This is a genomic window from Marivita sp. (assembly GCF_051859345.1).
Classification (GTDB): Bacteria; Pseudomonadota; Alphaproteobacteria; order Rhodobacterales; family Rhodobacteraceae; genus Marivita.
Genome location: NZ_JBHYFV010000021.1, coordinates 33,067 through 57,351, shown reverse-complemented (window position 1 = coordinate 57,351; position 24,285 = coordinate 33,067). Strand labels below are relative to the sequence as shown.

21 protein-coding genes and 2 riboswitches are annotated in these 24,285 nt (G+C 62.3%); of the genes, 8 read left to right on the top strand and 13 right to left on the bottom strand.

Annotated elements, in window-relative coordinates; all coding sequences use genetic code 11:
• Positions 1–35 precede the first annotated feature (35 nt).
• From ACTIEN_RS14010 to mraZ, 4 genes are read right to left on the bottom strand one after another with little or no spacing between them, the layout of a single operon-like run.
• Positions 36–1,823, bottom strand: a complete 1,788-nt coding sequence (locus ACTIEN_RS14010; protein ID WP_439523764.1) for a peptidoglycan D,D-transpeptidase FtsI family protein — start codon at positions 1,821–1,823, stop codon at positions 36–38.
• Positions 1,820–2,173, bottom strand: a complete 354-nt coding sequence (gene ftsL / locus ACTIEN_RS14005; RefSeq protein ID WP_439523763.1) for a cell division protein FtsL — start codon at positions 2,171–2,173, stop codon at positions 1,820–1,822. The genes ACTIEN_RS14010 and ftsL overlap by 4 nt, the downstream gene beginning before the upstream one ends.
• The gene (gene rsmH, locus ACTIEN_RS14000; protein ID WP_439523762.1) at positions 2,173–3,165 is read right to left on the bottom strand and encodes a 16S rRNA (cytosine(1402)-N(4))-methyltransferase RsmH; all 993 of its coding nucleotides are present in this window, start codon (positions 3,163–3,165) and stop codon (positions 2,173–2,175) included. Before rsmH ends, ftsL begins: the two co-directional genes overlap by 1 nt.
• A 3-nt stretch (positions 3,166–3,168) precedes the next feature.
• Entirely contained in the window at positions 3,169–3,678 is a 510-nt protein-coding gene (gene mraZ, locus ACTIEN_RS13995; RefSeq protein WP_439523761.1) for a division/cell wall cluster transcriptional repressor MraZ, read from the bottom strand.
• A 669-nt stretch (positions 3,679–4,347) separates the two neighbouring features.
• Positions 4,348–4,529, top strand: a riboswitch (cobalamin riboswitch).
• 148 nt (positions 4,530–4,677) lie between these two features.
• Between mraZ and ACTIEN_RS13990 the strand changes: the two genes are divergently transcribed.
• The 6 genes from ACTIEN_RS13990 to ACTIEN_RS13965 are packed head-to-tail and all read left to right on the top strand — an operon-like array spanning position 4,678 to position 8,783.
• On the top strand, positions 4,678–5,619 hold the full coding sequence (locus ACTIEN_RS13990) for a FecCD family ABC transporter permease (RefSeq protein WP_439523781.1): 942 nt from the start codon (positions 4,678–4,680) through the stop codon (positions 5,617–5,619).
• Complete coding sequence (locus ACTIEN_RS13985; RefSeq protein ID WP_439523760.1) at positions 5,616–6,374, top strand: ABC transporter ATP-binding protein; 759 nt, start codon at positions 5,616–5,618, stop codon at positions 6,372–6,374. The genes ACTIEN_RS13990 and ACTIEN_RS13985 overlap by 4 nt, the downstream gene beginning before the upstream one ends.
• A 31-nt stretch (positions 6,375–6,405) precedes the next feature.
• Positions 6,406–7,032, top strand: a complete 627-nt coding sequence (locus tag ACTIEN_RS13980) for a MotA/TolQ/ExbB proton channel family protein (RefSeq protein ID WP_439523759.1) — start codon at positions 6,406–6,408, stop codon at positions 7,030–7,032.
• Positions 7,025–7,399, top strand: a complete 375-nt coding sequence (locus tag ACTIEN_RS13975) for an ExbD/TolR family protein (protein WP_439523758.1) — start codon at positions 7,025–7,027, stop codon at positions 7,397–7,399. Before ACTIEN_RS13980 ends, ACTIEN_RS13975 begins: the two co-directional genes overlap by 8 nt.
• 8 nt (positions 7,400–7,407) lie before the next feature.
• A complete protein-coding gene (locus tag ACTIEN_RS13970; protein ID WP_439523757.1) occupies positions 7,408–7,785 on the top strand; it encodes an ExbD/TolR family protein in 378 nt (125 codons plus the stop codon).
• Positions 7,782–8,783, top strand: a complete 1,002-nt coding sequence (locus ACTIEN_RS13965; RefSeq protein ID WP_439523756.1) for a TonB family protein — start codon at positions 7,782–7,784, stop codon at positions 8,781–8,783. The genes ACTIEN_RS13970 and ACTIEN_RS13965 overlap by 4 nt, the downstream gene beginning before the upstream one ends.
• Here the strand turns inward: ACTIEN_RS13965 and ACTIEN_RS13960 are convergent.
• On the bottom strand, positions 8,780–9,847 hold the full coding sequence (locus tag ACTIEN_RS13960; RefSeq protein ID WP_439523755.1) for an Mrp/NBP35 family ATP-binding protein: 1,068 nt from the start codon (positions 9,845–9,847) through the stop codon (positions 8,780–8,782). The genes ACTIEN_RS13965 and ACTIEN_RS13960 overlap by 4 nt on opposite strands.
• A gap of 271 nt (positions 9,848–10,118) precedes the next feature.
• Here ACTIEN_RS13960 and ACTIEN_RS13955 point away from each other — a divergent pair, with 271 nt between their 5' ends.
• Both ACTIEN_RS13955 and ACTIEN_RS13950 read left to right on the top strand, forming a co-directional pair.
• Positions 10,119–10,292 carry a DUF1127 domain-containing protein gene (locus ACTIEN_RS13955; protein WP_439523780.1) on the top strand — a complete coding sequence of 58 codons (174 nt, stop codon included), beginning with the start codon at positions 10,119–10,121 and terminating at the stop codon, positions 10,290–10,292.
• 534 nt (positions 10,293–10,826) lie between these two features.
• Complete coding sequence (locus ACTIEN_RS13950; RefSeq protein WP_439523754.1) at positions 10,827–13,994, top strand: valine--tRNA ligase; 3,168 nt, start codon at positions 10,827–10,829, stop codon at positions 13,992–13,994.
• A 476-nt stretch (positions 13,995–14,470) separates the two neighbouring features.
• On the opposite strand, the gene ACTIEN_RS13945 is transcribed toward ACTIEN_RS13950, so the two are convergent.
• The 8 genes from ACTIEN_RS13945 to ACTIEN_RS13910 all read right to left on the bottom strand — a co-directional run bounded on the left by ACTIEN_RS13945 (position 14,471) and on the right by ACTIEN_RS13910 (position 24,285).
• Positions 14,471–16,066, bottom strand: a complete 1,596-nt coding sequence (locus ACTIEN_RS13945; RefSeq protein WP_439523753.1) for a 5-guanidino-2-oxopentanoate decarboxylase — start codon at positions 16,064–16,066, stop codon at positions 14,471–14,473.
• A complete protein-coding gene (locus ACTIEN_RS13940) occupies positions 16,066–17,514 on the bottom strand; it encodes a TrkH family potassium uptake protein (RefSeq protein ID WP_439523752.1) in 1,449 nt (482 codons plus the stop codon). The genes ACTIEN_RS13945 and ACTIEN_RS13940 overlap by 1 nt, the downstream gene beginning before the upstream one ends.
• Before the next feature lie 33 nt (positions 17,515–17,547).
• Positions 17,548–17,805 carry a hypothetical protein gene (locus ACTIEN_RS13935; RefSeq protein ID WP_439523751.1) on the bottom strand — a complete coding sequence of 86 codons (258 nt, stop codon included), beginning with the start codon at positions 17,803–17,805 and terminating at the stop codon, positions 17,548–17,550.
• A gap of 279 nt (positions 17,806–18,084) precedes the next feature.
• On the bottom strand, positions 18,085–19,182 hold the full coding sequence (gene folE2, locus ACTIEN_RS13930) for a GTP cyclohydrolase FolE2 (RefSeq protein ID WP_439523750.1): 1,098 nt from the start codon (positions 19,180–19,182) through the stop codon (positions 18,085–18,087).
• A 121-nt stretch (positions 19,183–19,303) separates the two neighbouring features.
• On the bottom strand, positions 19,304–20,482 hold the full coding sequence (metZ, locus tag ACTIEN_RS13925) for an O-succinylhomoserine sulfhydrylase (RefSeq protein ID WP_439523749.1): 1,179 nt from the start codon (positions 20,480–20,482) through the stop codon (positions 19,304–19,306).
• A 56-nt stretch (positions 20,483–20,538) separates the two neighbouring features.
• Positions 20,539–20,615, bottom strand: a riboswitch (SAM riboswitch).
• A gap of 83 nt (positions 20,616–20,698) precedes the next feature.
• Complete coding sequence (locus ACTIEN_RS13920) at positions 20,699–21,769, bottom strand: DUF1513 domain-containing protein (protein ID WP_439523748.1); 1,071 nt, start codon at positions 21,767–21,769, stop codon at positions 20,699–20,701.
• 3 nt (positions 21,770–21,772) lie between these two features.
• Positions 21,773–22,759 carry an imelysin family protein gene (locus ACTIEN_RS13915; protein ID WP_439523747.1) on the bottom strand — a complete coding sequence of 329 codons (987 nt, stop codon included), beginning with the start codon at positions 22,757–22,759 and terminating at the stop codon, positions 21,773–21,775.
• A complete protein-coding gene (locus tag ACTIEN_RS13910; protein WP_439523779.1) occupies positions 22,756–24,285 on the bottom strand; it encodes a di-heme oxidoreductase family protein in 1,530 nt (509 codons plus the stop codon). Before ACTIEN_RS13910 ends, ACTIEN_RS13915 begins: the two co-directional genes overlap by 4 nt.

Here is a 24,285-nt window from a genome sequence, read left to right as displayed (position 1 = left end):
CCCTGTTTCTTATGCCTCGCTCAGGGCAGATGCCCTCAGTTCGAGGTGTTGATGATGCCCGTCAAATGCCGTGTTTCCACCTCGGGACGCAAGCCCAGAAGAGGCGCGACGCGGCGGATCATCTCGGCTGCGACAGGCACGGCGGTCCAACCTGCGGTGCGACGCGGCTTGGTGCCACTGGTTTCCACCGGTTCATCCAGCGTCACGATCAGCACATATTTGGGATTGTTGGTCGGAAAGACCGAGGCAAAGGTGTTGATCACCTTGTCCTTGTAATAGCCGCCGCCGCGCGCCTTGGGTTTGTCTGCCGTCCCGGTCTTGCCACCAACGAAATACCCCGGCACTTCGCCAAAGCTGGCGGTGCCCTCGGTCACGACTTTGCGCAACATATCAAGCGATTGGCGCGAGGTCTGCTCGGACATCACGCGGGGCCCGAATCTTGGTCCCTCCTGCTTGAGAAGCGTCGGCGCAACCTTGAAACCGCCATTTGCAATGGCGGCATAGCCCACCGCAAGGTGCAGCGGGCTAGAGCTCAGCCCGTGCCCATACGAGATCGTCACGCTTGACAGGTCTGTCCAGCGCTTGGGCAAGAGCGGCTTGCCACCTTCCGCCTCGACAATCTCAAGCGGGGTGGGTTCGAAAAAACCCAGACTGCCCAGAAATTCCTGCTGCCGCCTGGGACCGATGGCCAGCGCAATCCGCCCGGTGCCCCGGTTCGAGCTTTTGACGATGATGTCCGACACCGACAGCGGGCCATAGTTCTTGTTGCCGAATTCACCGATCTTGAACCCGCCCACCTTCATTGGACCCGTCGTGTCGATCACTGTTTCCGGATTGACCAAACCCAGCTCAAGCGCTTGGGATGTCGCGAAAATCTTGAAGGTGGACCCCAGTTCGTACACCCCCTGCACCGCGCGGTTGAACAGCGGACTGTCGGACGCCTCACCTTCAAGAAGCGGTCGCGGGCGGTCGTTGGGATCGAAATCCGGCAACGAGGCAATCGCGATCACCTCACCTGTGTGTATGTTCATCAGGACGCTTGCGGCCCCTTTGGCATTCATCAGCTTCATGCCACCCAGAAGCACACGCTCGGTTGCGGCCTGAATGGTCAGGTCGAGCGACAGTTCAAGCGGCGCACCTTCTCGGGCTGGATCACGCAATTGCTCGTCAAAGAATTTCTCGATTCCCGCCGTGCCGATCACTTCGGCGGAATGCACCCCTTCGCGCCCGAAACTGGCGCCGCCTAGAACATGCGATGCCAAAGCCCCGTTGGGATAAAGCCGCATCTCGCGCGGGCCGAACAACAGGCCCGGTTCGCCGATGTCATGGACACTCTGCTTCTGCTCGGGGCTCAGTTTCTTGCGCACCCACATGAACTTGCGCTTGCCGGTGAAGTCTTTGCGCAAACGTTCTTCGCTAAGCTCTGGAAATATCTTGACCAATTCCTGCGCGGTGCGGATCGGATCCACCATCTGCTGCGGATGCGCATAAAGCGAAAACGTCTCCATGTTGGTGGCAAGGATGCGTCCCTGCCGGTCCACGATGTCGGCCCGGCTGGCGATGATCGACGCCCCTGTGGCTTGCGCGCGCGGCTCTTCGGGTTCGGACGCAGCCAGGGTTCCCATCCGTGCGCCAACCACACCAAAGGCGCAGAAGAACATGACCGCCATCATCAAAAGCCGCCCTTCAGCGCGCGATCTGGCCTTGTCGCGCATCTGTTCGTGACGGATTCGCAGGTTTTCACGTTCGATGGCGTCGGGGTTTTCCCCTTTGCGCCGCGCATCGAGGATTCGCGCCAAAGGACGCAGCGGTGTGCGGATCATGGCTCTTGCTCCTTCGCACCGGCACTGGAAATCTCGACCGAATCCGTGATCGGCAACTCAGGCGGTTGCGGATAGGCGATCTGGTCGACCCGCCCGAACTGGTCCGGCTCCAGCGGCATCAGGCCCAGACGTTCGAAATTGATTTCCGCCAGATCGCGCAACCGGTCGGGCCGGTTCAGATAGGCCCATTCCGCCTTCAGCACGCTCAGGCGGGCGCGGGCCTCACCGATATCGCCGCGCAGGGATTGCGCCTCGCCCAGCGCAGCCTGCGTTTCATAATTCTCATGATAGGCCCAGAACGCCGCCGCGATGACGGTCAGAAATGTCAGGACATAAAGCAGAGACCGCATCAACGGTTATCCTTCAATTGAGGTAAGGCAATCTGACCCGCGTCGATTTCGCCCGCCGGGGCATCGGTGCGTCGCGCCACCCGCAGCTTGGCCGACCGCGCACGCGGATTGACGTCACGTTCGTCATCATCCGGGCCAACCGCCTTGCGGGTCACGATGTCAAAGGCCGGGGTGATGGTTTCCAGTTCCGGCGCATAGCGGTTGGCGCGCCCGGTCTGGCCTGCGCGGGCCTGGATGAAGCGTTTGACCATTCGATCCTCGACCGAATGAAAGCTGACCACCGCCAGCAAACCGCCCGGCTTCAACGCGCGTTCGGCTGCCATCAACCCCTGCATCAGAGCGCCGTATTCGTCATTCACCGCGATCCGCAACGCCTGAAAGCTGCGCGTGGTCGGGTGCGACTGGTTCGGCTTGGGGCGCGGCAGGCAGGATTCCACAATCCTGGTCAGTTCCAGAGTCCGCGTGATCGGTGCCACCTTGCGCGCCGCCACAATCGCCTTGGCAATCCGCCGCGATGCGCGCTCTTCGCCGTAAGTATAAAGAATGTCGGCAATGTCGAACTCGTCCGCGCTGTTCACGATATCCGCCGCCGACGGCCCGTCTTGCCCCATGCGCATGTCCAAGGGGCCATCGCGCATGAACGAAAACCCGCGTTCCGCCAAATCAAGCTGCATCGACGACACGCCAAGGTCCAAGACAACCCCGTCCACATCTGACGCGATCTGGTCCATCTCGGCGAAATTTGCCTGATGCAGTACGATGCACCCGTCGAAATCACCCAGCCATGCCGCCGCCATCTCGTGCGCAAGCGGATCACGGTCGATCCCGATGACAGTGTCCGCACCCGCTTCGATCAACCCGCGCGCATAGCCACCCGCGCCGAAGGTGCCATCAATCCACACCCCCGAGACCGGCGCAACCGCCCGCAGGAGCGGAGCAAGAAGAACGGGAATGTGCGGATCGTTGGAAGGTGTGGCAGCGGCAGCAGACATGACTCAGCCCCCCGGCTGCTGGTCCAGGAAGATAAGCGGATCAACATCATCGGGCAGCTCATCCAGCCATTCATCGGTTGCGGATTGCTCTTCGGCCTCGAATGTTTCGGGGTCCCAGATCTGGAACGTGTCACCGGCGCCGATAAAGAACGCCTCTGCCGACAGCCCGATCTTCTGACGAAGCTTGGCCGGCAGCACAAGACGCCCGGTCTCGTCGACATTGGTCGCATGGGATTGCCCGTTGAACAGACGTTGCAGCATCTTGCGCTCAACCGACCCACGCGGGAGCGCCTCGATCTTTTCATCCACCTCTTCGATGGCTTCGACCGTATAACATTCAAGATATTTGCGGCGCTTGTCGCCGTAGACGATGATCAGTTCGGGATTGAGACCGTCTGTATAGTTCGGATCGCCCGCCTCAAGTACACGACGAAACGAGGCCGGGATAGACACCCTGCCCTTGCCATCAACCTTGTGATGACTTTCGCCTCTGAACCTCAGTTTACGGCCCACTGTCCGAACGGTCCTTTCACATCCTTTGGTCCCTGGAAACGGAAACGGCGGGTTGATCTGCTGCCACTGATCAACCCGCCGCCCGTGTCCCGTCTCCGGGAAAGTCCGACTGCGCGCGCCACCTGGGGGGATGTCTGCTCGCCCGCGCGCCGGATCTCTGTCGTTCGATGAAAGCGGGTGCCTGTATGAAACCTGCTTTTTTTATTGTTTGGATACCGCGTCGAGGTCTGTGTCGCCTCGTTTGCTGTTCCTGCTCTCATCTCGTGCATTAGGGATGCCATGGGAAAGCATGGGTCGCAACTGTTTTTTATGGGAAACTGGCACAACATGCTGATTCAGAGGGCTGATCCACACAGCCCCTTGTGGTCAAATGGGTCCAATTTTCGCAAATAAGCGCCAATCTCAGCAAACACACACAAGATATAGACACAAAGGGTGCGAAAAAGAATTGCCCACAATTTCCCACAGCCGCAACAAACAAACCAAGAACATCCATCAACCGCAACAAAACTCCACCTGCGATTTCTGCAAAAACCCTCGATTCACGCCCATTTCCGGGGCGAATCAACCGTTTGATTCGTGTTTGCCAGCTTCGGGCTCCGAACCCGTCCCATAGTTTCCCATGTGCATCCCATCATCGGCAATGCTTGCAATGCGATCAGCCGGGTTGTAGGCCGATTTTGTCATGGTCCGGGCAACCCCCGGTGAAAAGGGAACGTGGTGCAACACCACGACTGCCCCCGCAACTGTAAGCGGCGAGCGTGTTCGGCATATGCCACTGGGAAACCGGGAAGGCCCGAACCACGCGAAGACCCGCAAGTCAGGAGACCTGCCGTGACAGATCACCCTACACTCGCGCGGGGTGCGCGGGATGTGACGGTACTCCGGTGTGGTGGCATTCACCGTCTTGTGGGGACACCCCACACGGCATGACATGTTTGATGCGCGGGAGGCAGGGCGGTGAAGCTCTTTTATGCGCTGATGGTCGTTACAACGGGGATGTTCACGGCATCGCTGTTTGTGGGCTATGCCGCGATCCCGGTGTCCGCCGGTCTTGCCGCGCTTTTCGGGCAGGGTGATCCGCTATTCGTGACGGTGATGCAGGAAATCCGCCTGCCGCGCACCTTGCTTGCGGCGACGATCGGCGCGTCGCTGGGCCTCGCGGGGGCTGCGATGCAGGGGTTCCTGCGCAATCCGTTGGCGGAACCCGGCTTGATTGGCGTGTCCGGCTCTGCTGCGTTGGGGGCTGTGATCGCCCTGCAAACCGGATTTGCCGCGGCCTTTGTATTGGCCCTGCCCCTGACGGCCCTTGTCTTTGCCGCAGCATCGGTTGGCCTGATCCTTGTTCTGGCCGGTCCGCGCGGGTCGTCCCTGACGCTGATTCTTGCGGGCATCGCGGTATCGGCCTTTGCCGCCGCGCTCACGTCGCTGGCGCTCAACCTGTCGCCCAACCCCTACGCCGCCTCCGAGATCATGTTCTGGATGATGGGCTCGGTCGCCAACCGCGCGATGAGCCATGTCTGGCTGGCGTTGCCTATCATGGTCGTGGGCTGGATCGCGCTGGCCGGTCTGGGGCGGGGTCTTGATGCGCTGACCTTGGGCGAAGACGCGGCCGAGGCGATGGGCATTTCGCTGTCCCGCTTGCGCCTGCAACTGCTTCTGGGCACCGCCGCCGCCGTTGGTGCGGCCACGGCGGTCGCGGGCGCGGTCGGATTTGTCGGGCTGGTGGTGCCGCATATCCTGCGTCCCTTTGCCCATGGACGCCCCTCCACTCTGCTGTGGGCCTCGAGCCTTGGCGGGGCGGCGATGGTGCTGGCGGCAGACCTCGTGACCCGGCTTGTCCTGCCGGACCGCGATCTGAAGCTGGGCGTGGTGATGGCCCTGATCGGCGCGCCGCTGTTCCTGCACTTGATCTACAAGACCCGGAGGGAATTCGCATGACCCTCCTCCAGATCAAGACCCTCACCGTGCGACGGGGCGAATGCCCGGTGGTGGACCGCGCCAGCCTGAGCATTGCGGCTGGCGAATGTGTTGGCCTGATCGGCCCCAACGGCGCGGGCAAGACCTCGCTCCTTCGGGGGGCTTTGGGCCTGTTGCCCTATGAGGGCACAAGCACGCTGGCCGCGCTGCCCGCGAAAGAGCGCGCCGCGCAGGCCGCCTGGTTGCCGCAAAAACGCGAAATCGCATGGCCGATGAGTGTCGAGCGGGTCGTGGCCCTTGGCCGCCTGCCCTATCTCGCGCGGGGGATGGTGCTGTCCCCTGCCGACCAGACCGCCGTGGACGCCGCGTTGACGCGCATGGGCCTGCTGAATTTCCGCACAAGGCTGGCCACCGCCCTGTCAGGTGGCGAACAGGCGCGAGTTCTGATCGCGCGCACGCTGGCGCAGGACACACCGCTCTTGATGGCGGATGAACCCATCGCCGGACTGGATCCGGCGGCACAGATCGCCACACTTCAGGTCTTCGAGACATTGGCCAGGGAAGGCCGCGCGGTGCTGACATCCCTGCATGACCTGACACTGGCCGCCCGCTATTGCACCCGGCTGGTAATGATCGGCGCGGGACGCATCATCGCCGACGGCCCGCCACGCGAGGTGCTGACACCGGACCGTCTGGCACAGGTGTTTCGCCTGCACGCAGAGGTGCTCGACACGCCGCAAGGACCCGTCGTACAGCCCCTCGGGGTTCTGACATGACCAACGCCAGACATAGAAACGGACCCGGCTCATGACCGATACCATCACCTTTCTCAACACCGGTGGCCCTGCGCTTTGGGTCATTGCCGGGCTCAGCGTTGTGACCCTTGGCCTGATCCTGTGGAAGCTGTGGCGGCTGTCTTTGATGGGGGCGTGGCGGCGCGATGCGACGGAAACCGCCGTGGCGCAATGGCAGCACGGGGATCGCAAGTCGGCCCTGATGTCGCTTCAGTCGCGCAGAGGTCTGCGCGCGCGTGTCGTCAAGGCCGCGATGCAGGCCAGTCAGACCCTGTCGCCCGAAGATGCACGGGACGAAACCACCCGTGTGGCGCGCGGTGCGCTGATGGACGCCGGCAGCGGGCTGCGCGCGCTTGATCTGATCGCCACAATCGCGCCTCTGGTCGGCCTGCTGGGCACCGTGCTGGGCATGATCGAGGCGTTCCAGACGCTTCAGGACAGTGGCGCGCGTGCCGATCCATCGGCACTGGCGGGCGGTATCTGGGAGGCGCTTCTGACCACCGCCGCAGGCATGGCCGTGGCGATCCCCGCGTCGATGGCGCTAAGCTGGTTCGACAGCATCAGCGACCGCCTTGCACATGATTTCGACGATCTGGCGACCCGCGTTCTGACCCGCACCAAACGGGGCGACGATGCTTGAGCTGACCCAACAGACACGCAGACGACGCATCGGGTTGACCCCGATGATCGACGTCGTGTTTCTGCTTCTGGTCTTTTTCATGCTGGCCGCACGGTTTGGCGCAACCGACGCGATCCCGGTCACGCTCTCGGGCGGCGCATCACAGCCCTATGCCGGCCCGCCGCGCCTTGTGACGATCCTGCCGGACGTGGTGCAGGTCAACGGGCTGACCACGGCCGATCCGATTGCGGCGCTGACACCGCTGGTTGCGTCTCCGGACGACATCATCCTTCTGCGCACCCGCGACGGGGCGTCGGTGCAACGTCTGCTGGACACGATGGGACACCTGCGCGTCAACGGGTGGTCCAATCTCGTGGTGCTGGAATGAGACGCCGCATGATCCTTGCCCCGCGACCACGCCGCGCGTCGCGCGAACCGGTGGTGCCGATGATCAACGTGGTGTTTCTGCTGCTCATCTTCTTTCTGATGACCGCGCAGATCGTACCGCCCGCCCCGTTCGACCTCGACCTGCCCCGCGCGCAGGGTGACGCGGATGCAGGCGAAGCCGCGCTTTATATAAGTGTCACCGGGGAAATCGCCTTTGAAGCCGCACGCGGGGACGCTGCCCTGGCAGCGGCAGTTGCACAGACGCGCGATACGCCCTTGCGCCTTTATGCCGACGCCACGCTGGACGCCGCGATCCTTGCCCGCGTTCTTGCGCACTTGTCCGATTTGGGCGCAACGCGGGTCGAAATCGTGACGGAGGGTGGATGATGCGCATCCTCGAAATCACCGCGTTCCTGGCCTTGTCCGGTATCCTGCATGCCGCAACCCTGACCCTTGCGCCCTTGCAGACAGGAGGAAGCGGCGGCGGGGAAAACGGTGCGGCGGATGTCACACTTCAGGCCGCAACGCCAACATTGGCCGCACTGGTGCAGGACTGGGATCGTCCACCAGATGTCAGCGATGCACCACTCCTGACCCAACCCAGGACGCAGGCAGCACCGCCCCCCCCGGCCCCGGACACACCTGTTGCGCAAAGGCGGGATTTGGCGGCTTTGCCAACCCCGGCCCCCGCCGCGCCGCGTCCGTCGGTCGAGACCCGCCTGCCGGCACCTGTGGTGCCTTTTGCCCAGACGACACCTCAATCGCTTTCGGTGCCAACACCTCCGGACGCCCCCACGCCGACACTGCCCAGCGCGCAAGCGGAACCTGCCCCGGTGCGACCAACGCTTGATGCGGCAGTGGCTGGGCCGAATGCCCTACCGCAGGTCGACACCGCGCCCCCAAGCGGACACGTCGCGCCACACGCGTCGTTGCGCCCCGAGACCCGGCCCGACAGGCCCGCGCCCAAACAAAGCCCCGCCGCGCAACAGACCCAGTCCGCACCGCGTCCCGCGCAAAAGGCGCAAGGCAGCGGATCGCAGCCAGTCACAACCCCGGCCCCCACGCGCAAGATCCCGGCGGCACCCGGACCGGGCAAAGCGCAACTGGCCCAGGCGCAGGCCCAATGGGGTGCAAAGATCCGCAGCTCGGTCGCCCGCGCACAGCGCTATCCGAACGGCACCCGCGCACGAGGGACGGTGAAACTGCAAATCACGGTCAGCCCCTCGGGCCAAGTGTCCGGGATGTCGGTGATTGCCTCATCCGGGGATCGCAGGCTGGATCAGGCGGCGATGGCCGCCGTAACCCGCGCCCGACTGCCACGCGCGCCGCAAGAGCTGACGGCGGCCAGCTATCGCTTCAACCTGCCGCTGTCGTTTCAGCGCTAGACCATTCCGCCCTCAATCAACCGGTTGGCAAGTTGCGCATAGGCGTCGGCCATCGGACCATTCCCCGCCGCAACCGGCGCGCCACCGTCACCCGCCAACCGGGTCTCAAGATCAAGCGGCAGCTGCGCCAAAAGCGGTACACCCCGCGCCGTCGCTTCCGCAACCACACCACCTTCGCCAAACACATGGCTTTCCCCGCCGCAATGCGGGCAGGTGAAGACGGCCATGTTTTCGATCAGCCCAATTACCGGGGTTTTCAGCGTGTCGAACATGTCGAGCGCCTTGCGCGCATCCAGCAAGGCCACGTCCTGCGGCGTGGACACAACAATGGCCCCCGACACCTGCGCCTTCTGACACAGCGTCATGGCCACATCGCCGGTGCCCGGCGGCAGATCGACGATCAGCACATCCAGATCGCCCCAGGCCACCTGCCCCAGCATCTGTTGCAACGCACCCATCAGCATCGGACCGCGCCAGACCACCGCCTTGTCCTCGGGCAGCATCAGACCGATGGACATGATGGTGACCCCATGCGCCTTGAGCGGGATAATTGTCTGGCCATCCGGACTTTCGGGTTTTTGCGAAACGCCCATCATCCGCGGCAGGCTTGGACCGTGGATATCACCATCCAGAAGTCCGACCCGTCGACCGGCCCGCGCAAGGGCCACGGCCAGGTTCGAGGACACGGTGGATTTGCCGACACCCCCCTTGCCCGACCCAATCGCCAGAATGCGCGCCACACCCGGCGGTTTGAGCGATCCGGCCTGCGGTTTCGGATGACCCCCGATCTTGAGACCCTTGGGCGGTTCGGCTGCCGGACCATGCGCAGTCAGCGCCGCCGACACCTGCGTCACGCCGGGCAATTCGGCCACAACCGCCTCTGCGGCCTTGCGTACAGGCTCCATCAGCCGGGCGATCTCGGGCGACGGCGCCTCGATGACAAAACGAACAACCGAGCCATCCACCTGAATCGCCCGCACAAGGTCAGCCGAAATCAGGTCTTTTCCATCGGGAATCGCCACGCGGGACAAGGCCCCGCGAATCTGTTCGGTGGTGACGGACATGCCCAACCTTTCATCTTTGTGACACAGAGATGACAGCCTTGCCGCGATGCTTCAACCGCCTGCCCGAGAATTGGGCCTGTTAGCGCAAAACGCACAAAATTGAACCACCTGGCCTATGCAAATGCTGCATAGCAGCGTTGAGGCAAAAAGCTATTGTGCAAGTGCAGCATTTGCTTATCTTGGTCTCAAGCGAACGGAAACACAGAAATTCGAACAGAGCAGACACATGGCATACGAAACAAACAGTATCGGCGCAGTCGGCAACACAATCATGGATCGGGTGAACGCCCTTGTCGCAGAATATCGCGCCAAAGCGGCACGCCGCAAGATTTACCGCAACACCCTGCGCGAACTGAGCGCATTGAGCGACCGCGAATTGCAGGACCTTGGACTGAACCAATCCGAGCTTCGCCGCGTTGCATACCAAGCAGCCTACGAAGGCTGATCGAAATTCGGTGAGCATGGCCCTGCACAGGGCCCCTCGCCACAAGGATCGGACGCCCTCTCCTCCTCCCTGGGTGTTCCGAATATGACGGTGGCACGTCTCCTCCTCCCTCGTGTCACCGTCACAAATTTCGGGCTTCGGCCCACACGATCTCGGTGTCCTCTCCTCCTCCCTGGGCACCGTGAACTGGACGGTGGCACCTCTCCTCCTCCCTGGTGTCACCGTCGCAAATTTCGGGCCTCGACCCACACGATCTCGGTGTCCTCTCCTCCTCCCTGGACGCCGTGAACTGGAAACGGTGATGCCTCTCCTCCCTTGGCATCACCGTTTTTTCTTTTTTGGGGAGGACCGCCTGTCGAAAAGCGATGCGACGGGTGTCAAACTCCCGTAAAAAGGCCCTTCGAGGGGCCCTTGCCCCGGCTCACCCCATTTTCCCGCACCGCTTGGGTTTTCCTTTGCCCGCCCTTTCGCTAGATGAGGCGCAACGGAACAATTGCGGCCCTGTCAGGCAGCACAAAAGCGGGAATTGACCCCATGGCGATGGAAAAGAAATTCGACGCCCAGGCCGCCGAAGCGCGGTTGTATCAGGCGTGGGAAGACAGTGGTGCCTTCAAGGCCGGCGCAAATGCCAAACGCGACGACACCTTCTGCGTGATGATCCCGCCGCCCAACGTGACCGGGTCGCTGCATATGGGCCACGCCTTCAACAACACGCTTCAGGACATCCTTGTCCGCTGGCACCGGATGCGCGGCTTTGACACGCTGTGGCAGCCGGGCACGGATCACGCGGGCATCGCCACGCAGATGGTGACCGAACGCGAGATGGCGGCCAATGGCGAGCCGTCGCGCCGCGAGATGGGGCGCGAGGCGTTTCTGGACCGCGTCTGGGAACAGAAGGTCAAGTCGCGTGGCACCATCATCGGGCAGCTCAAGCGCCTTGGTGCCTCGGCCGACTGGTCGCGCGAAGCCTTCACAATGGGGGGTGCTGCGGGCGATCCCGACAAGGACAACGACGCGCCGAATTTCCACGATGCGGTGATCAAGGTCTTCGTCGACATGTACAACAAGGGGCTGATCTATCGCGGCAAGCGTCTGGTCAACTGGGATCCGCATTTCGAGACCGCGATTTCGGATCTCGAGGTCGAGAATATCGAGAACCCCGGCCATATGTGGCACTTCAAGTATCCTTTGGCGGGCGGCGCGACCTACACCTATATCGAGAAAGACGAAGACGGGAATGTCGTGCTGGAGGAAGAGCGCGACTATATCTCCATTGCCACGACACGCCCCGAAACCATGCTGGGCGACGGCGCGGTGGCGGTTCATCCGTCAGATGAGCGCTATGCGCCAATCGTCGGAAAGCTTTGCGAGATTCCGGTTGGCCCCAAGGAACACCGCCGCCTGATCCCGATCATCACCGACGACTACCCCGATCCCGATTTCGGCTCGGGTGCGGTCAAGATCACCGGCGCGCATGACTTCAACGATTACGGCGTCGCCAAGCGCGGCGGCATCCCGTGTTACCGTCTGATGGACACCAAGGCCTACATGCGCGACGACGGTGCGCCTTATGCCGAGGCGGCCGAAGTGGCGGGTGCCGTGGCACGCGGCGAACGCACGCTGAGCGAGGCCGAGACCGACATTCTGAACCTCGTGCCGGATCACCTGCGTGGGCTGGACCGGTTCGAGGCGCGAAAGCGCGTGGTCGAGGAAATCACCGCCGAAGGTCTGGCCGTGATGGTCCCTGTCACCGACCCCCGCCTTGGGTCACCCAAAGCGCCGGTTGCGCCCGAAGAGGGCGGCGAAGCGCGGGAGGACACGTTGGTGCCGCTGGTCGAGGCCAAGCCGATCATGCAGCCGTTTGGTGACCGCTCCAAGGTTGTCATTGAACCGATGCTGACCGATCAATGGTTTGTGGACGCGGAAAAAATCGTCGGCCCGGCGCTTGATGCCGTGCGCAACGGCGATGTGCGGATCGTGCCGGAGTCGGGTGAGCGGACCTATTACCACTGGCTGGAGAACATCGAACCCTGGTGCATCTCGCGCCAGCTTTGGTGGGGGCATCAGATCCCGGTTTGGTATGGGTTTGATCTGTCGCGCGAAGGATTCCGCGACGACGAAGGTGATGGGGCGTTGGACCTGGTTGAAATGGGTCGACTTCTGAACGCGCAAAGCCTGCTGAAAGGCAATGAACGTCACCATTCCGCAGCAAGCTTTGACAATGTCGCCGGGCAATTCGGGGATGCGCTCGCGACCCTGCCCACGCCGCTAAACCATGCGCGGGTGGTCGAGGTCGAGAGCCGCGACGCGGCAGCGCATCTTTTGGCCTCCAGCCTAGCCGAATACGAGTTGCATGACCAAAATCCGACCAAGTTGATCTATCCGGTCTGGCGTGACCCCGACGTGCTCGACACTTGGTTCTCGTCCGGTCTCTGGCCGATCGGCACACTCGGCTGGCCGGAACCAACGCCGGAACTGGCCAGGTACTTCCCCACCTCCGTGCTGATCACAGGGCAGGATATCCTGTTCTTCTGGGTCGCGCGGATGATGATGATGCAACTTGCCGTGACAGATCAGATCCCGTTCAAGGATGTCTACCTGCACGGGCTTGTGCGCGACGCCAAGGGCAAGAAGATGTCAAAGTCGCTGGGCAACGTCGTTGATCCGCTTGAGATCATTGACGAATACGGCGCGGATGCGCTGCGCTTCACAAATGCGGCGATGGCCTCGCTTGGCGGTGTGCTCAAGCTCGACATGCAACGGATCGCGGGGTATCGGAACTTTGGCACCAAGCTTTGGAATGCGACCCGCTTTGCCGAGATGAACGGGGTGTATGACAACCGCACACCGTCTTTCGACATTCCCAAGGCAACGGCCACCGTGAACACCTGGATCATCGGAGAAACCGCCCGCGTGCGCGCCGAGGTCGATGCCGCGCTGGACGCCTATCGTTTCGACGATGCGGCGGCGGCGCTGTACCGGTTTGTCTGGGGCAAGGTCTGTGACTGGTATGTCGAATTCGCCAAACCCCTTCTGGACGAGACCGCGCCGGAACGGGCTGAAACGCAGGATGTGATGGGATGGGTCATTGACCAGTGCCTGATCCTGCTGCACCCGATCATGCCGTTCATCACCGAAGAGCTTTGGGGCGCCACCGGGCAGCGCGACACCATGCTGATCCATGCGGATTGGCCGAGCTATGGCGATGACCTGATCCATCCCGAGGCGGATCGCGAGATGAACTGGGTGATCGGCCTGATCGAAGGCATCCGGTCGGCGCGTCAGCAGATGCACGTTCCTGCCGGTCTTTACCTGCCTCTGGTCGTCACCGACATGGGGGATGCGGCTCGGGCGGCGTGGCAGCGCAACGAGGTGCTGATCAAGCGTCTCGCGCGGATTGACGAGCTGACCGAGGCGGACGCCTTCCCGAAGGGCTGCGCCACGGTGCCGGCGGATGGGGCGACCTTTGGCCTGCCCCTGGCCGACATCATTGACGTCGGGGCCGAGAAGGACCGGCTTGAGAAATCGTTGCAGAAACTGGCCAAGGAGATTGGCGGCATGAAAGGACGGCTTGGCAACCCGAACTTCGTCGCGTCCGCCCCTGACGAGGTGGTCGAGGAAACCCGCGCCAATCTTGAGGCGCGCGAAGACGAGGCGGCAAAGCTGCAGGACGCCCTGACGCGGTTGGCCGAACTGGGGTGACGTAACGGGTTGGGCCGACTGGCCAACCTTACACATACCCACGCGAAACGCCCGGTCGGGGAAATCCCCGCCGGGTGTTTGTCGTTGCGGGATGTGCATCCCGGTGAGTGGTAAGAAGCGGCGCCGCCCTGATAGGCCATGACCGTTCTCTGCACTGCGGGGGTGGTGCCCCCGGACCTGTACCCCCGAAAGCGGGGTCTGTCTGACCGGTCTGTCATGGTCGTCCCCGAGTTGGGGCACGAAGAGAACTGTCCTGTCTGTCGCGGTGTGGGAGTGACCCTGTCCGCTCGATGCGCATCGTGCGACAGGTTTTGCCGGTCGGGAGTTAAAGCTTTGGAAATGATGCGCGCGGGGGAAAGGCTTTCCAAAGCCCTTGGCGCGCCGGTTTGACCGGGCCTGGTGCCCAAGGCATGACGGCCGGGACAAAACCCTTCAAAGGGTTTTGCCCATTCCTTCAAAGGAATGGGACGCGTCGATCACAGGGCAATCTTTGGCGTGATACGGATAAGCGTCGGGCCGCCCGCCGCAAGCGCTTCAATGACGACCTGTTGCAGCGCCTGTAACGACACCGGTTCCACCGCCCCGGCCCCATAGGCCCGCGCAAGCGCCAGGAAATCCGGGTTCCGCGCCACCACGGCATTGGGCGCAATCTGGCTGCGCACCATGCTGTCCTCGATCTCACCCAGCTTGCCGTTGTCCCAGACAAGGATCGGCAGCGGCAGACCCAGCTCTACCGCCGTGCCCAGTTCCTGAATCGTGTATTGCAGACCGTAATCGCCCGCGATGGCCACTGTCGGTAGTCCACGACGCGCCACCGCCCCGCCAATGGCGGCAGGCAGCGCATAACCCAGCGTGCCGAACCCATAGGGGTGGTGCCAATGACCCGGGCGCGGCATGTCCCAGACCTCTTTCGCGCCATAGGCGAATTGCGTCATGTCGGAATAGATCATCGTCTGATCCGGCAGCACAGCCCGCAGAGCGTCACAGACCGGCACGATGCCGGGGCGTTCAGCCTCCACCTCGGCCCGCCAGACCGCGCGTTTGCGGGCCACGGCTGCGGCGTCCCATTTGGGGGGCAGATCCTCGGTCCGGGCCGCAATCGCAATGGTCATCGCCTTGAGCAGGGCTGTTGCATCACCAAGGATCGGAGTGTCCTGCGGCCCCATTTCCCCAAAATTCTCGGGGTCGATGTCGACGCGGATCATCGGCGCGGTGTGGCCCAATGTGGAGCGCCAGAGATCAACCTCGGACAAGGCAGAGCCGACGGTGATCACCAGATCGGCCTCGGCAACACGTTCGGCGCTGTCCGCGCGGGCCAGCGTGCTGCCGAAATAAAGCGGTGTGTCGCCCGGCACCAGACCGCGCGCGGCATAGGTGACAAAGCTTGCAGCACCGGTCTGACGCAACAGGTCCGGGATCACGTCGGCCGCGGCAACTGCCCCACCTCCAAAGACAAAAAGCGGCTCTTGCGCCTTCAGAACCGCGTCTACCACCGTGTAGACATCGACATGTGACGCTGCCGGGTAATCCGGTCGCAGGACAGGTGCAGACGGGGCAGGATCGGCCAACGCGCCCAAGGTGGCAATCGGCACCTGCACATGGCAAGGCCGCGCGCGAGCGCTTGAGAACTGGTCGAACGCGCGGTCGATCAGGGCATAGGCGGACTTGGCGGTGCGCGCTTCTTCCGACCACGCGCAGACGGTTTCTGCCGCCGCGCGCTGATCGCGCATCTGGTGCAGCTGGCCGCGCTGTGCTGCTGTTTCGTCAAGACAGGACGAGATGACCAGCACGGGTACGGAATCCGAATAGGCCTGCCCCAGCGGCGTCAGGATATTGGTGAGCCCCGGCCCGGAGATCACATAGGCCACCCCCGGTTTGCCGGTTGCCCGCGCATAACCGTCGGCCATGAACCCGGCGCCCTGTTCGTGACGGGCCAGCACATGGGTGATCCCGGCTTGTTCGATGCCGCGATAGAGTTCCACATTGTGAACACCGGGAATGCCGAAGATCGTCTCGACCCCGCGATCGCGGAGCATTTGCGAGATTTGCGCACCAAGCGGCTGCCGGGTCATCAGGCTCTCCAGAAGTTGACGGTGAAAATGGCGTAGACCGCCAGCAGTTCGAGACGCCCAAGCAACATGCCCAGCACCAGCATCCATTTGGCAGTTTCATTCAGACCCGCGAAATTTCCGGCCGGCCCGATCTCGGGGCCCAATCCGGGGCCGATATTGGCCAGTGCCGTGGCGGCGCCCGACACCGAAGTGATCAGGTCCAGCCCGGTCATCCCCAAGGCCACCGACAACACGCCCAAGGAGATCACGAAGAACACGAAGAACGAGATCACCGAGTTCAGAACATCCTCCCCGACCGGACGCCCCGCATAGCGCGGCAGGAAGACCCCGTGAGGCGAGCGGATCTTGCGCAATTGCACCTTGATCGAGGCAAACAGCAGTTGATAGCGGAAGATCTTGATCGAACACGACGTCGATCCCGCGCAGCCGCCAATCAGGCCGATGAAGAAAAAGATCGAAATCAGGAACGGCCCCCAGCCCATGTAATCGACGCTGGCAAAGCCGGTGCCAGTCATGATCGACACGATGTTGAACAGCGCCTCGCGGATGGCCTGTTCCGGGTGATGCGGAAAGATGCGCAGGAGCGTAAACGCCGTGACCAGGACCAGCACTGCGATGGTCATCAGAAACGCGCGGATTTGGCTGTCGGTGAAAAACACCCGGTAATTGCCCTTGGTCATCTGCACGAACCGCACAAACGGCAGGGCCGCGCAGATCATGAAGACAGACGCGACATATTCCGCAGGTCCCTGAAACGTGCCGAACGAGGCGTCGTAGTTCGAGAACCCGCCCGTCGACACGGTGGTCAGCGCATGCACCGTGGCATCGAAAAAATTCATGCCCACGATGTAGTAGCTGGCGGCGCAGGCGATCGTGATGGCGATGTAGATGGTCGAGATCGAGGCCGCGATCTCGGTTGCGCGGGGCAGGATCTTGCCCATTGTGTCAAAGGCTTCGGCGCGGAAGATCTGCATCCCGCCGACCCGGAGTTCGGGCAGGAACACCATGGCGACAATAATGATACCGATGCCGCCCAGCCATTGCAGCAATCCGCGCCAGAGCAGAATGCCCTTGGGCAGATCATCGAGCCCGGACAACACGGTGGAGCCCGTGGTGGTGAGACCGGACATCGCTTCGAAAAACGCGTCCACAAAGCGCGCATCGGTATCGCCGAGGACAAAGGGAATGGCTCCGAAAATCGGCAGCGCCACCCAAACACCCGTGGTGAGCAGGAAAGTCTGCTGGATCGACAATCCTTCCTTCACGCCATTGGCCGAGGCAAGGGCAATGAGGCCACCGGAAAACATCGTCAGAACAGAGCTTTGCAGGAAGACATGCCATTCGCCACGCCCTTCGGCCAGATCAACCAGCATCGGCAACAGCATCGTCGCCCCGAGAACAGCGACCAGAAGGCCGATCACATATGCAACGGGTCGGATGTCGAACATGAGGCAAAGCGTTGGCCCCGGATCGCGGGGGTGTCAAGCGTTCGCCGGTCGGTCCCGGTGCTTTGTTTCGGCAAAACAGTCTTCGAACACAAATGGCAGGATCCCGTCCCGCGTCAGTCCAAACGCGGCAAGCTCTGCATCGCTCATCGCTTCAAGTCGCAGGATGCTGTCCAGACGTGGCCTGACATAGCTGGCCGCGTTGAAACCCTGGCCTTTTTCGGCAAAGAACAGATCAATCCTTGATCGCAGTCCGGGCTGGATGAATGTCATCCTGAGCGGTTCGTGTGACATTGGAAACCTCTTTCAAGAATACGCGGTTTCCTCCCGATTCTGATGCTACGTCGGAGTCAGTGACGGTGCGTGACGAACTATCCTGAACGCGCCAGCCGATGTCACGGTGTGGGATTATCACGACACAGGTCCGCGCATGGCATCGGGCGTTGCACCGCGAAATGGCAATGTGGTCAGGGAATGGGCTGCTTGTGGATGCGAGCGAAGTTGCGTCCCACCTGGCCAAATGAAAAACGGCGGCCAAAGCCGCCGTTGATCCGAAGTTGCATCTGATTGGTCTCAGCCGACGTGAAACAGCGTTGAAAACAGTTTGGGATCAAGGCTTTCTGCGGCAAACAGGTCGCCTTCAGTCAGGACCGACACAGCATCATGGCTGTGCAGGCTTTCCTGATGGCTTGCCAGAACCCGGTAATCGCCAATGCGCGGATCAGCCTGAAGCTGTTCTGCAAACAGGCGCGCCGCGTCTTCGACAAAGATCGGATTGGCGGCGTTCAGTTCGGCGAAGGCCTGTTCGTCCTCGCGCTTGACCATGACCTGCGTTTCGGTCGGCACAGCCTTGCGGCACATGTCGATCAGGTCTTCGAACCACAGGCACTTGCCAGTCGTCACCTCAACCGAAATCCGCGCAACAGAGCGCTGCGAATGCGGTGTGGCCAACTGCCCCCGCTCGCGCCGCGCGTGTTCCGACAGTTCCAGAGAGCAAGGGCAGGTCGAACTGTAGACATAGTCCAGATGCATGATGCTGCGTCGCACACCGTCGATGTCCACAAGCTCCAGCGCAATATCGTAATACTGGAAGCCCGACAGCCCGGAACGCAGGCTGTCGACACGCATTGGAAAGGACAGACGCATGTTGATCCGGGCATCGAAGGATTCAAGATCGCTCTTGTAGTCGTCCAGGGCCGCTTCGATCACACCAAAGCTGAACGTCTTGTCGGCATACACATAGAAAGAGCGCATGATGCGGCTCATGTTGATGCCCTTCTTGTCGGCATCAAGGCTGACAGTCCCGGTCACGCTGGTCTCAAGCGTCAGGTCGCCATTGTCGCGGGTGTGATAGCTGATCGGCAGACGAAAATTCGAGATCCCGACATGTTGGATGCCCCGGTTTGCCCCGCGAATCAGGGCGGACGGGCCGTTCTGCAGGTCCGGCAGGGAATCCTTGTAATCTCCGTCCACTGCGAACCCGTCGGGATACTTGCGGGCAAGCACCGGATAGCTGTCGGTTTCGCCATCGACCAGACGGCGCAGCACAGGATCAACCTGGTCAATCTCACCATCGTGCGATTTGCCGGCCCATTGCCGCAGCAGCGCCAAGGCGGCCTCGGCCTCTTCGCGGCTTGGTTTGCGGTCAATCTCAGGTGTATGGATATTCATACGCAGGCCCCCTCGCCTGATGGACATGGCCTAAAGATAGGCATCCGCCCGGTTATTTCCACTTCCCTTTTTTACGGTCTACCTCAGATCCCAGATCAGTCATAAGGGGAAAAACCCGCGATCAGACAGAGTTAAGCGCGTTCACAATATCGTCGATCAGATCATCCGTATCCTCGATTCCGACCGAAAGCCGCACCAATCCGTCAGTAATCCCCAACGCGTTGCGCTGTTCGGCGCTCAGGCGCTGATGGGTCGTGGTGGCGGGATGGGTGACGATACTTTTCGCATCCCCGAGATTGTTGGAGATGATGATCACCTCCAGCGCATTGAGAAACCCAAACGCCGCCTCTTTGCCGCCTGCCAGTTCGATGGCAAGCATTGTGCCGCCTGACCCCATCTGGCGAGCGGCCAGCGAAGCCTGACTGTGCGATGGCAGACCAGGATAGATCACCTGACGCAACGCGGCATGCCCGATCAGAGCTTCGGCAATCGCGTGCGCGGATTGCGCCTGTGCCCGAACCCGCAAATCCAGCGTTTCCAATCCCTTGACCTGCACCCAGGCCGTGAAAGGTGACATGGAACCACCCGTGTGCTTCATGTAGGGTTCGACCACCTTGCGGATATGATCGCGCGATCCAAGGATAACCCCGCCCAGCGTGCGCCCCTGCCCGTCGATATGCTTGGTCGAGGAGTAGATCACCACATCCGCGCCCTGCCCGATCGCATCGGAAAAGATCGGAGTCGAGAACACGTTGTCGACCACCACCAACGCGCCTTGCGCATGTGCGATTTCGGAAACCGCTTCGATATCAACAAGTTCCAGCGTGGGATTCGACATCGATTCAAAGAACACCGCCGTGGTGTCAGGGCGCACAGCCGCACGCCATTGATTCAGATCGGCGCCGTCCACCAGCGTAACCTCGACGCCGAACCGGGGAAGAATATCCTCCACGATATACAGGCACGAGCCGAACAGCGCCCGCGCAGACACAAGGTGATCACCGGCCTTGAGCATCGACATCAGCGCGCCATTGACCGCCGCCATGCCGCTGGCGGTGGCAAAGGCATCCTCGGCCCCCTCGAGCATCGCGATCCGTTCTTCGAACATCGCAACGGTCGGATTGCCGTAGCGGGCATAGATGTATTCGTCCGGACCCGATTTGATGAACCGCTGTTCAGCCTGTTCCGCGCTGTCGTAGACAAAGCCCTGAGTGAGGAAAATCGCCTCGCTCACTTCGCCCCATTGGCTGCGTTTCGTGCCACCATGGACCAGTCGTGTTCGTGGTTTCTTGTCTTTCATATCTTCACCTATATGGGCCTCAACCCATCAAAAAAGCCCCGTTCCGGCCAAGCGAAAGGGGCTTTCGGCTGACCTTTTAGCGGCATGTTTAACGTGGCCCGCAATCCGGTAACAAATCGCCACATCCCTGCTTTAGGCTTTCTGAAACAGCCGGTCAATATCCGCGTCTTTGGTTCAGGAGCCGTCATGGGGAGAATCGGGATGCTGCAGACCCGGTCAGAGCGCCACGATGTGGTTGTCCCAGGCGCAGTTGGCGCGGCTGAGTGGTGTTGTTGCGCCTGATGTGACGGCGATGAGGCCACCAAGCCCGTCGCTTGCGAGATAGCCTTCGTCGCGGGACGCAAGGCCGCAGACATCGGCGCGGGACACGGCACCCAGGAAGGTGCCATCGGTTGAAAAGCGGTGCAGCCGTCCGCCGCGCGGCGAGGTGATGGCGATTTCGGTGCCGTTGCCGCTGCAAGCGATGCTGCCCGCATAGCCCTGCATCGCCAGTTCATCACCAAGCGGTGCCTCGGCCAGCAGTGGCGCCTGCCCCCTTTCATGGAGCCCGAGAAGCGGCGTGGCAGCACCGGCTTCGCCTTCCCATTGCATTGCAAATCCGACAAGACCATCAGGATGGATCGCAAGGTGGCGGATCGAGTTCTGCCGCAGATCGGCGTCCAGTTCGACCTGGTCCCGGATTGTCCCCCCGAGATCCTGATAGGTCAGGTTGGGTCGCATCTTGCTGATGTTGAGCTTGGTGCGGTCCGTTGGGTCCGTCGCAATGCCGCCATTGACAATGACCAGCGTCGCGCCATCCGGCATCAGGCGCAGGTCATGCGGGCCAATGCCACCGCTTGGATGTTCTCCGATCCGCCGGTAGCCCGCCTCGACATCCCACAGGCCGATCACCCCGACGCTGTCGTCGGCACGTTGTTCGCTTGTCATGAGAAGCGCACCGTCTTCGGCAAAAACGCCATGGCCGTTGAACTGACGGCCCTCGGGTGGTGCGAGGTGATGAAGCACCTGGCCGGTCGCGCAGTCAAGCACAAGCGCAAATGTCCCCGGTCGGCGCGCGAAGGCCACAGCCTCGGCCCGGAACGGATGGCCCGCGCCGGCATGGCCGCGGGCAGGAAGCGGGACGCGGAAGGTGACGTCGCCATGTGCATCAAGACCAAAGAGCGCAAAACCCCCGGCGGCCTCTTTCGCGGCGGCGACAAAAGACGGGTTGCCGACGGCGGCCCAACCAAACCGGGGCGCTGCACCAGCGGCAAAAAGCGTGGCAAGGAAACTGCGGCGTGTTGCCATCGCTCAGTCTCCGTCCTGCGAATTGAATCCCGGCGCGATGCCAAGGGGCGCGCCGATCTCGGCTTCGATCGCGGCATGCATGTTGCGGACCGCCTGTTGCAGGAGTTCGACATGCAGACGGCTCTGCGGATCGGCCACGTCCTGAAATCCGGGATCAGAGACGCGGTTTGCCATCTCATGGACCTGCGCAGCGGCCGCGTCGGTTTCCGGCAGATCGCCTTCGACCAGCGTATGTGCAAGCGCGCGTGCCGCGTCGACCGACAGACGCACATTGCGCAGGGACCGCTCTGAGCGCCACGCTTCGGCGCGGGTTGGACGGGGCTGCGCAAACGTGCCCATCGGACGGCCAAGGCGCTGGTCGGCGGTGAATTCAAGCCCTCCGAGAAGCTGCGTATAAAGCGCGCGCAGCGCTTCGCCTTGATCGAGATAGGTGGCGTTCCCGGCGTCACCCGCGGTCCTCAGAATGTCATCGAAATCATCCCGCCACGCAGTCTCGAGCGCCTTGGCCTGCCGGGCAAGATCGGTGGCGATGGTCTGTACCAGCGTGCAGGTATAGCTGTCGGGGTCATAGTCGGTAAAGTCCGGATCAAAGAGCAGCCTTTCAAGCGCGAACAGCCCGCGCGCGGCGATGGACACGGCGTCATATCCCTGTGGATCGAACGCGATCTGGTCCTGCTCGGCGACGAACTGCAACAGCGTGCGTTGGGTAAAGCCGCGCGTATCGGGCCAAAACGCAATCGAAAGCGCGCCCGTTTCAGAGGGGCCAAGACGCAGGTCGGCGACTGGCATCCACGCATCAAAGGCGGCATTGTACGCAGGTGCCACGACCTCGGGTCGGCACTCAGCGGTTGCGGTCTGCGCGAGATCCTCTGTCGCCGCCACAAACCCGGTCAGACCCGGCAGGATGTGCCGGTCGAGTGCTTTGTCGACGCCGGCACAGGCCGGGCCGGCAAGACCGAGGATCAGGGCGAGGATGGCGATGCGAGTCATAAGCTCTCCAGATAGCGGATCAGGGCGGCGCGGTCTTCCGGGGGCATGTCGATCACCCTGTCGCGGGCGCGTTCGGCTTCACCCCCATGCCACAGCACCGCTTCCAGAAGCGAGCGGGCGCGGCCGTCGTGAAGGAAAAAGCTGTGCCCCGAGACGGTTTCGGTCATGCCGATCCCCCAAAGCGGCGCAGTGCGCCATTCGCGCCCGTCTGCGCGGCCCTCTGGCCGGTTGTCGGCAAGGCCGTCCCCCATGTCGTGGAGAAGCAGATCGGTAAAGGGCCAGATCAACTGGAAGCTGGCAGGGTTGTCCCCTTGCAGGCGATGGGTGACATATTTTGGTCGGTGGCAGGAGGCGCAACCGGTGTCATAAAACACCTGCCGCCCGCGCAGCACATTCGGATCATCGACGTCGCGTCGTGCTGGCACTGCCAAAGTGCGGCTGTAAAAGGTCACCAGATCAAGGCCCGTCTGGTCGATTTCCAATCCGCCCTGTTCCGGGTCACTGCCATCAAGCGCTGCGGTGCAATCGGTCTGCGCATCGGTGCATTCCCCCGAACCGGCACTATGGATCGGGTTCGAGATGCCGATATCACCCGCAAACGCGCTTGCGGTCTGTTCCAACACGGTCGGATTGCCTGCCTTGTGCCCGAACCGGCCCAGCATCGGTTGGTCATGGACATCCGACCAGACGATTTGCGGATTACCCGATATTCCGTCACCATCGACATCGTCAGGATCGGCCCAGGCAAGGATGTCCTCGACCGGGATCGCCTCGAGCAGTCCCATTCCGATCATCTGCGGCGCCACGCGTGGGGACAGCATCGCGTCGGGGTGCAGAGGGCCATAGCCAAGATCGGTGGCGGCGTAGGTCGGGCGACGCAGTGTCGCCACATCGCCGCCGGACAGCGGCACGTCAAACGTCTCGTAGGTCACGTCGAGACGGTATTCAGCGGCGTGTCCGGGCAGGCTGAAATTCTGAAGCTGCGTGCCGTAGGTCGGTTCGGGTGCGGTCGGATGGGTTCCGGCAATGTAGCGTTCGAGGTCGGCAACCTCGGTCGGGCCAAGTCTTGGGACGGGGATGGAGACCCGCAGGAACATCGACACGGCGTCGTCTTGGGGGCTTTCCGGCGGATGACCGCGGCCGTCCTTCAAGTGGCACCGCTGACACGAACGCGCATTATACAGCGGGCCAAGCCCGTCCGAGGCGATGGTCGAGGCGGGCGCAGAGACCCAGACCCGGCGGAACATCCCGTTGCCGACCTTGAAATCAAGTTCCTGTTCGAAGGTAAGGTTGGCGGCAGGTTGAGAGAACGCATCCGCTGTTCCCCGCGCCCGCACAGTCTGTGCGCCTCCGGGGTTTTCCTCGAACGGCCAGGGTGCCGAAACATCCGCAGGCTTGGCCGTGACGGCGGCGACACGATCACGCTCGGTCTGAGTGCGGGGCTGGATGTCTAAATGAAGATCTTCCAGCCCCGCCCACGGTGGTGTGGGGTTCGCCTGCACCACAAGGGTTGCAGCGGCGACCAT

Bases quoted from the DNA above. Each gene is read 5' to 3' on its own strand.
- ACTIEN_RS13935 (WP_439523751.1), bottom strand. From the start codon at position 17,805: ATGTCACACGAACCGCTCAGGATGACATTCATCCAGCCCGGACTGCGA.
- ACTIEN_RS13990 (WP_439523781.1), top strand. From the start codon at position 4,678: ATGTTCACGGCATCGCTGTTTGTGGGCTATGCCGCGATCCCGGTGTCC.
- ACTIEN_RS13940 (WP_439523752.1), bottom strand. From the start codon at position 17,514: ATGTTCGACATCCGACCCGTTGCATATGTGATCGGCCTTCTGGTCGCT.
- ACTIEN_RS13915 (WP_439523747.1), bottom strand. From the start codon at position 22,759: ATGACTCGCATCGCCATCCTCGCCCTGATCCTCGGTCTTGCCGGCCCG.
- ACTIEN_RS13910 (WP_439523779.1), bottom strand. From the start codon at position 24,285: ATGGTCGCCGCTGCAACCCTTGTGGTGCAGGCGAACCCCACACCACCG.
- metZ (WP_439523749.1), bottom strand. From the start codon at position 20,482: ATGAAAGACAAGAAACCACGAACACGACTGGTCCATGGTGGCACGAAA.
- rsmH (WP_439523762.1), bottom strand. From the start codon at position 3,165: ATGTCTGCTGCCGCTGCCACACCTTCCAACGATCCGCACATTCCCGTT.
- ACTIEN_RS13960 (WP_439523755.1), bottom strand. From the start codon at position 9,847: ATGTCCGTCACCACCGAACAGATTCGCGGGGCCTTGTCCCGCGTGGCG.
- ACTIEN_RS13945 (WP_439523753.1), bottom strand. From the start codon at position 16,066: ATGACCCGGCAGCCGCTTGGTGCGCAAATCTCGCAAATGCTCCGCGAT.
- ACTIEN_RS13980 (WP_439523759.1), top strand. From the start codon at position 6,406: ATGACCGATACCATCACCTTTCTCAACACCGGTGGCCCTGCGCTTTGG.
- ACTIEN_RS13955 (WP_439523780.1), top strand. From the start codon at position 10,119: ATGGATCGGGTGAACGCCCTTGTCGCAGAATATCGCGCCAAAGCGGCA.
- ACTIEN_RS14010 (WP_439523764.1), bottom strand. From the start codon at position 1,823: ATGATCCGCACACCGCTGCGTCCTTTGGCGCGAATCCTCGATGCGCGG.
- ACTIEN_RS13920 (WP_439523748.1), bottom strand. From the start codon at position 21,769: ATGGCAACACGCCGCAGTTTCCTTGCCACGCTTTTTGCCGCTGGTGCA.
- folE2 (WP_439523750.1), bottom strand. From the start codon at position 19,182: ATGAATATCCATACACCTGAGATTGACCGCAAACCAAGCCGCGAAGAG.
- ACTIEN_RS13970 (WP_439523757.1), top strand. From the start codon at position 7,408: ATGATCCTTGCCCCGCGACCACGCCGCGCGTCGCGCGAACCGGTGGTG.
- ACTIEN_RS13985 (WP_439523760.1), top strand. From the start codon at position 5,616: ATGACCCTCCTCCAGATCAAGACCCTCACCGTGCGACGGGGCGAATGC.
- ACTIEN_RS13965 (WP_439523756.1), top strand. From the start codon at position 7,782: ATGATGCGCATCCTCGAAATCACCGCGTTCCTGGCCTTGTCCGGTATC.
- ftsL (WP_439523763.1), bottom strand. From the start codon at position 2,173: ATGCGGTCTCTGCTTTATGTCCTGACATTTCTGACCGTCATCGCGGCG.
- ACTIEN_RS13975 (WP_439523758.1), top strand. From the start codon at position 7,025: ATGCTTGAGCTGACCCAACAGACACGCAGACGACGCATCGGGTTGACC.
- ACTIEN_RS13950 (WP_439523754.1), top strand. From the start codon at position 10,827: ATGGCGATGGAAAAGAAATTCGACGCCCAGGCCGCCGAAGCGCGGTTG.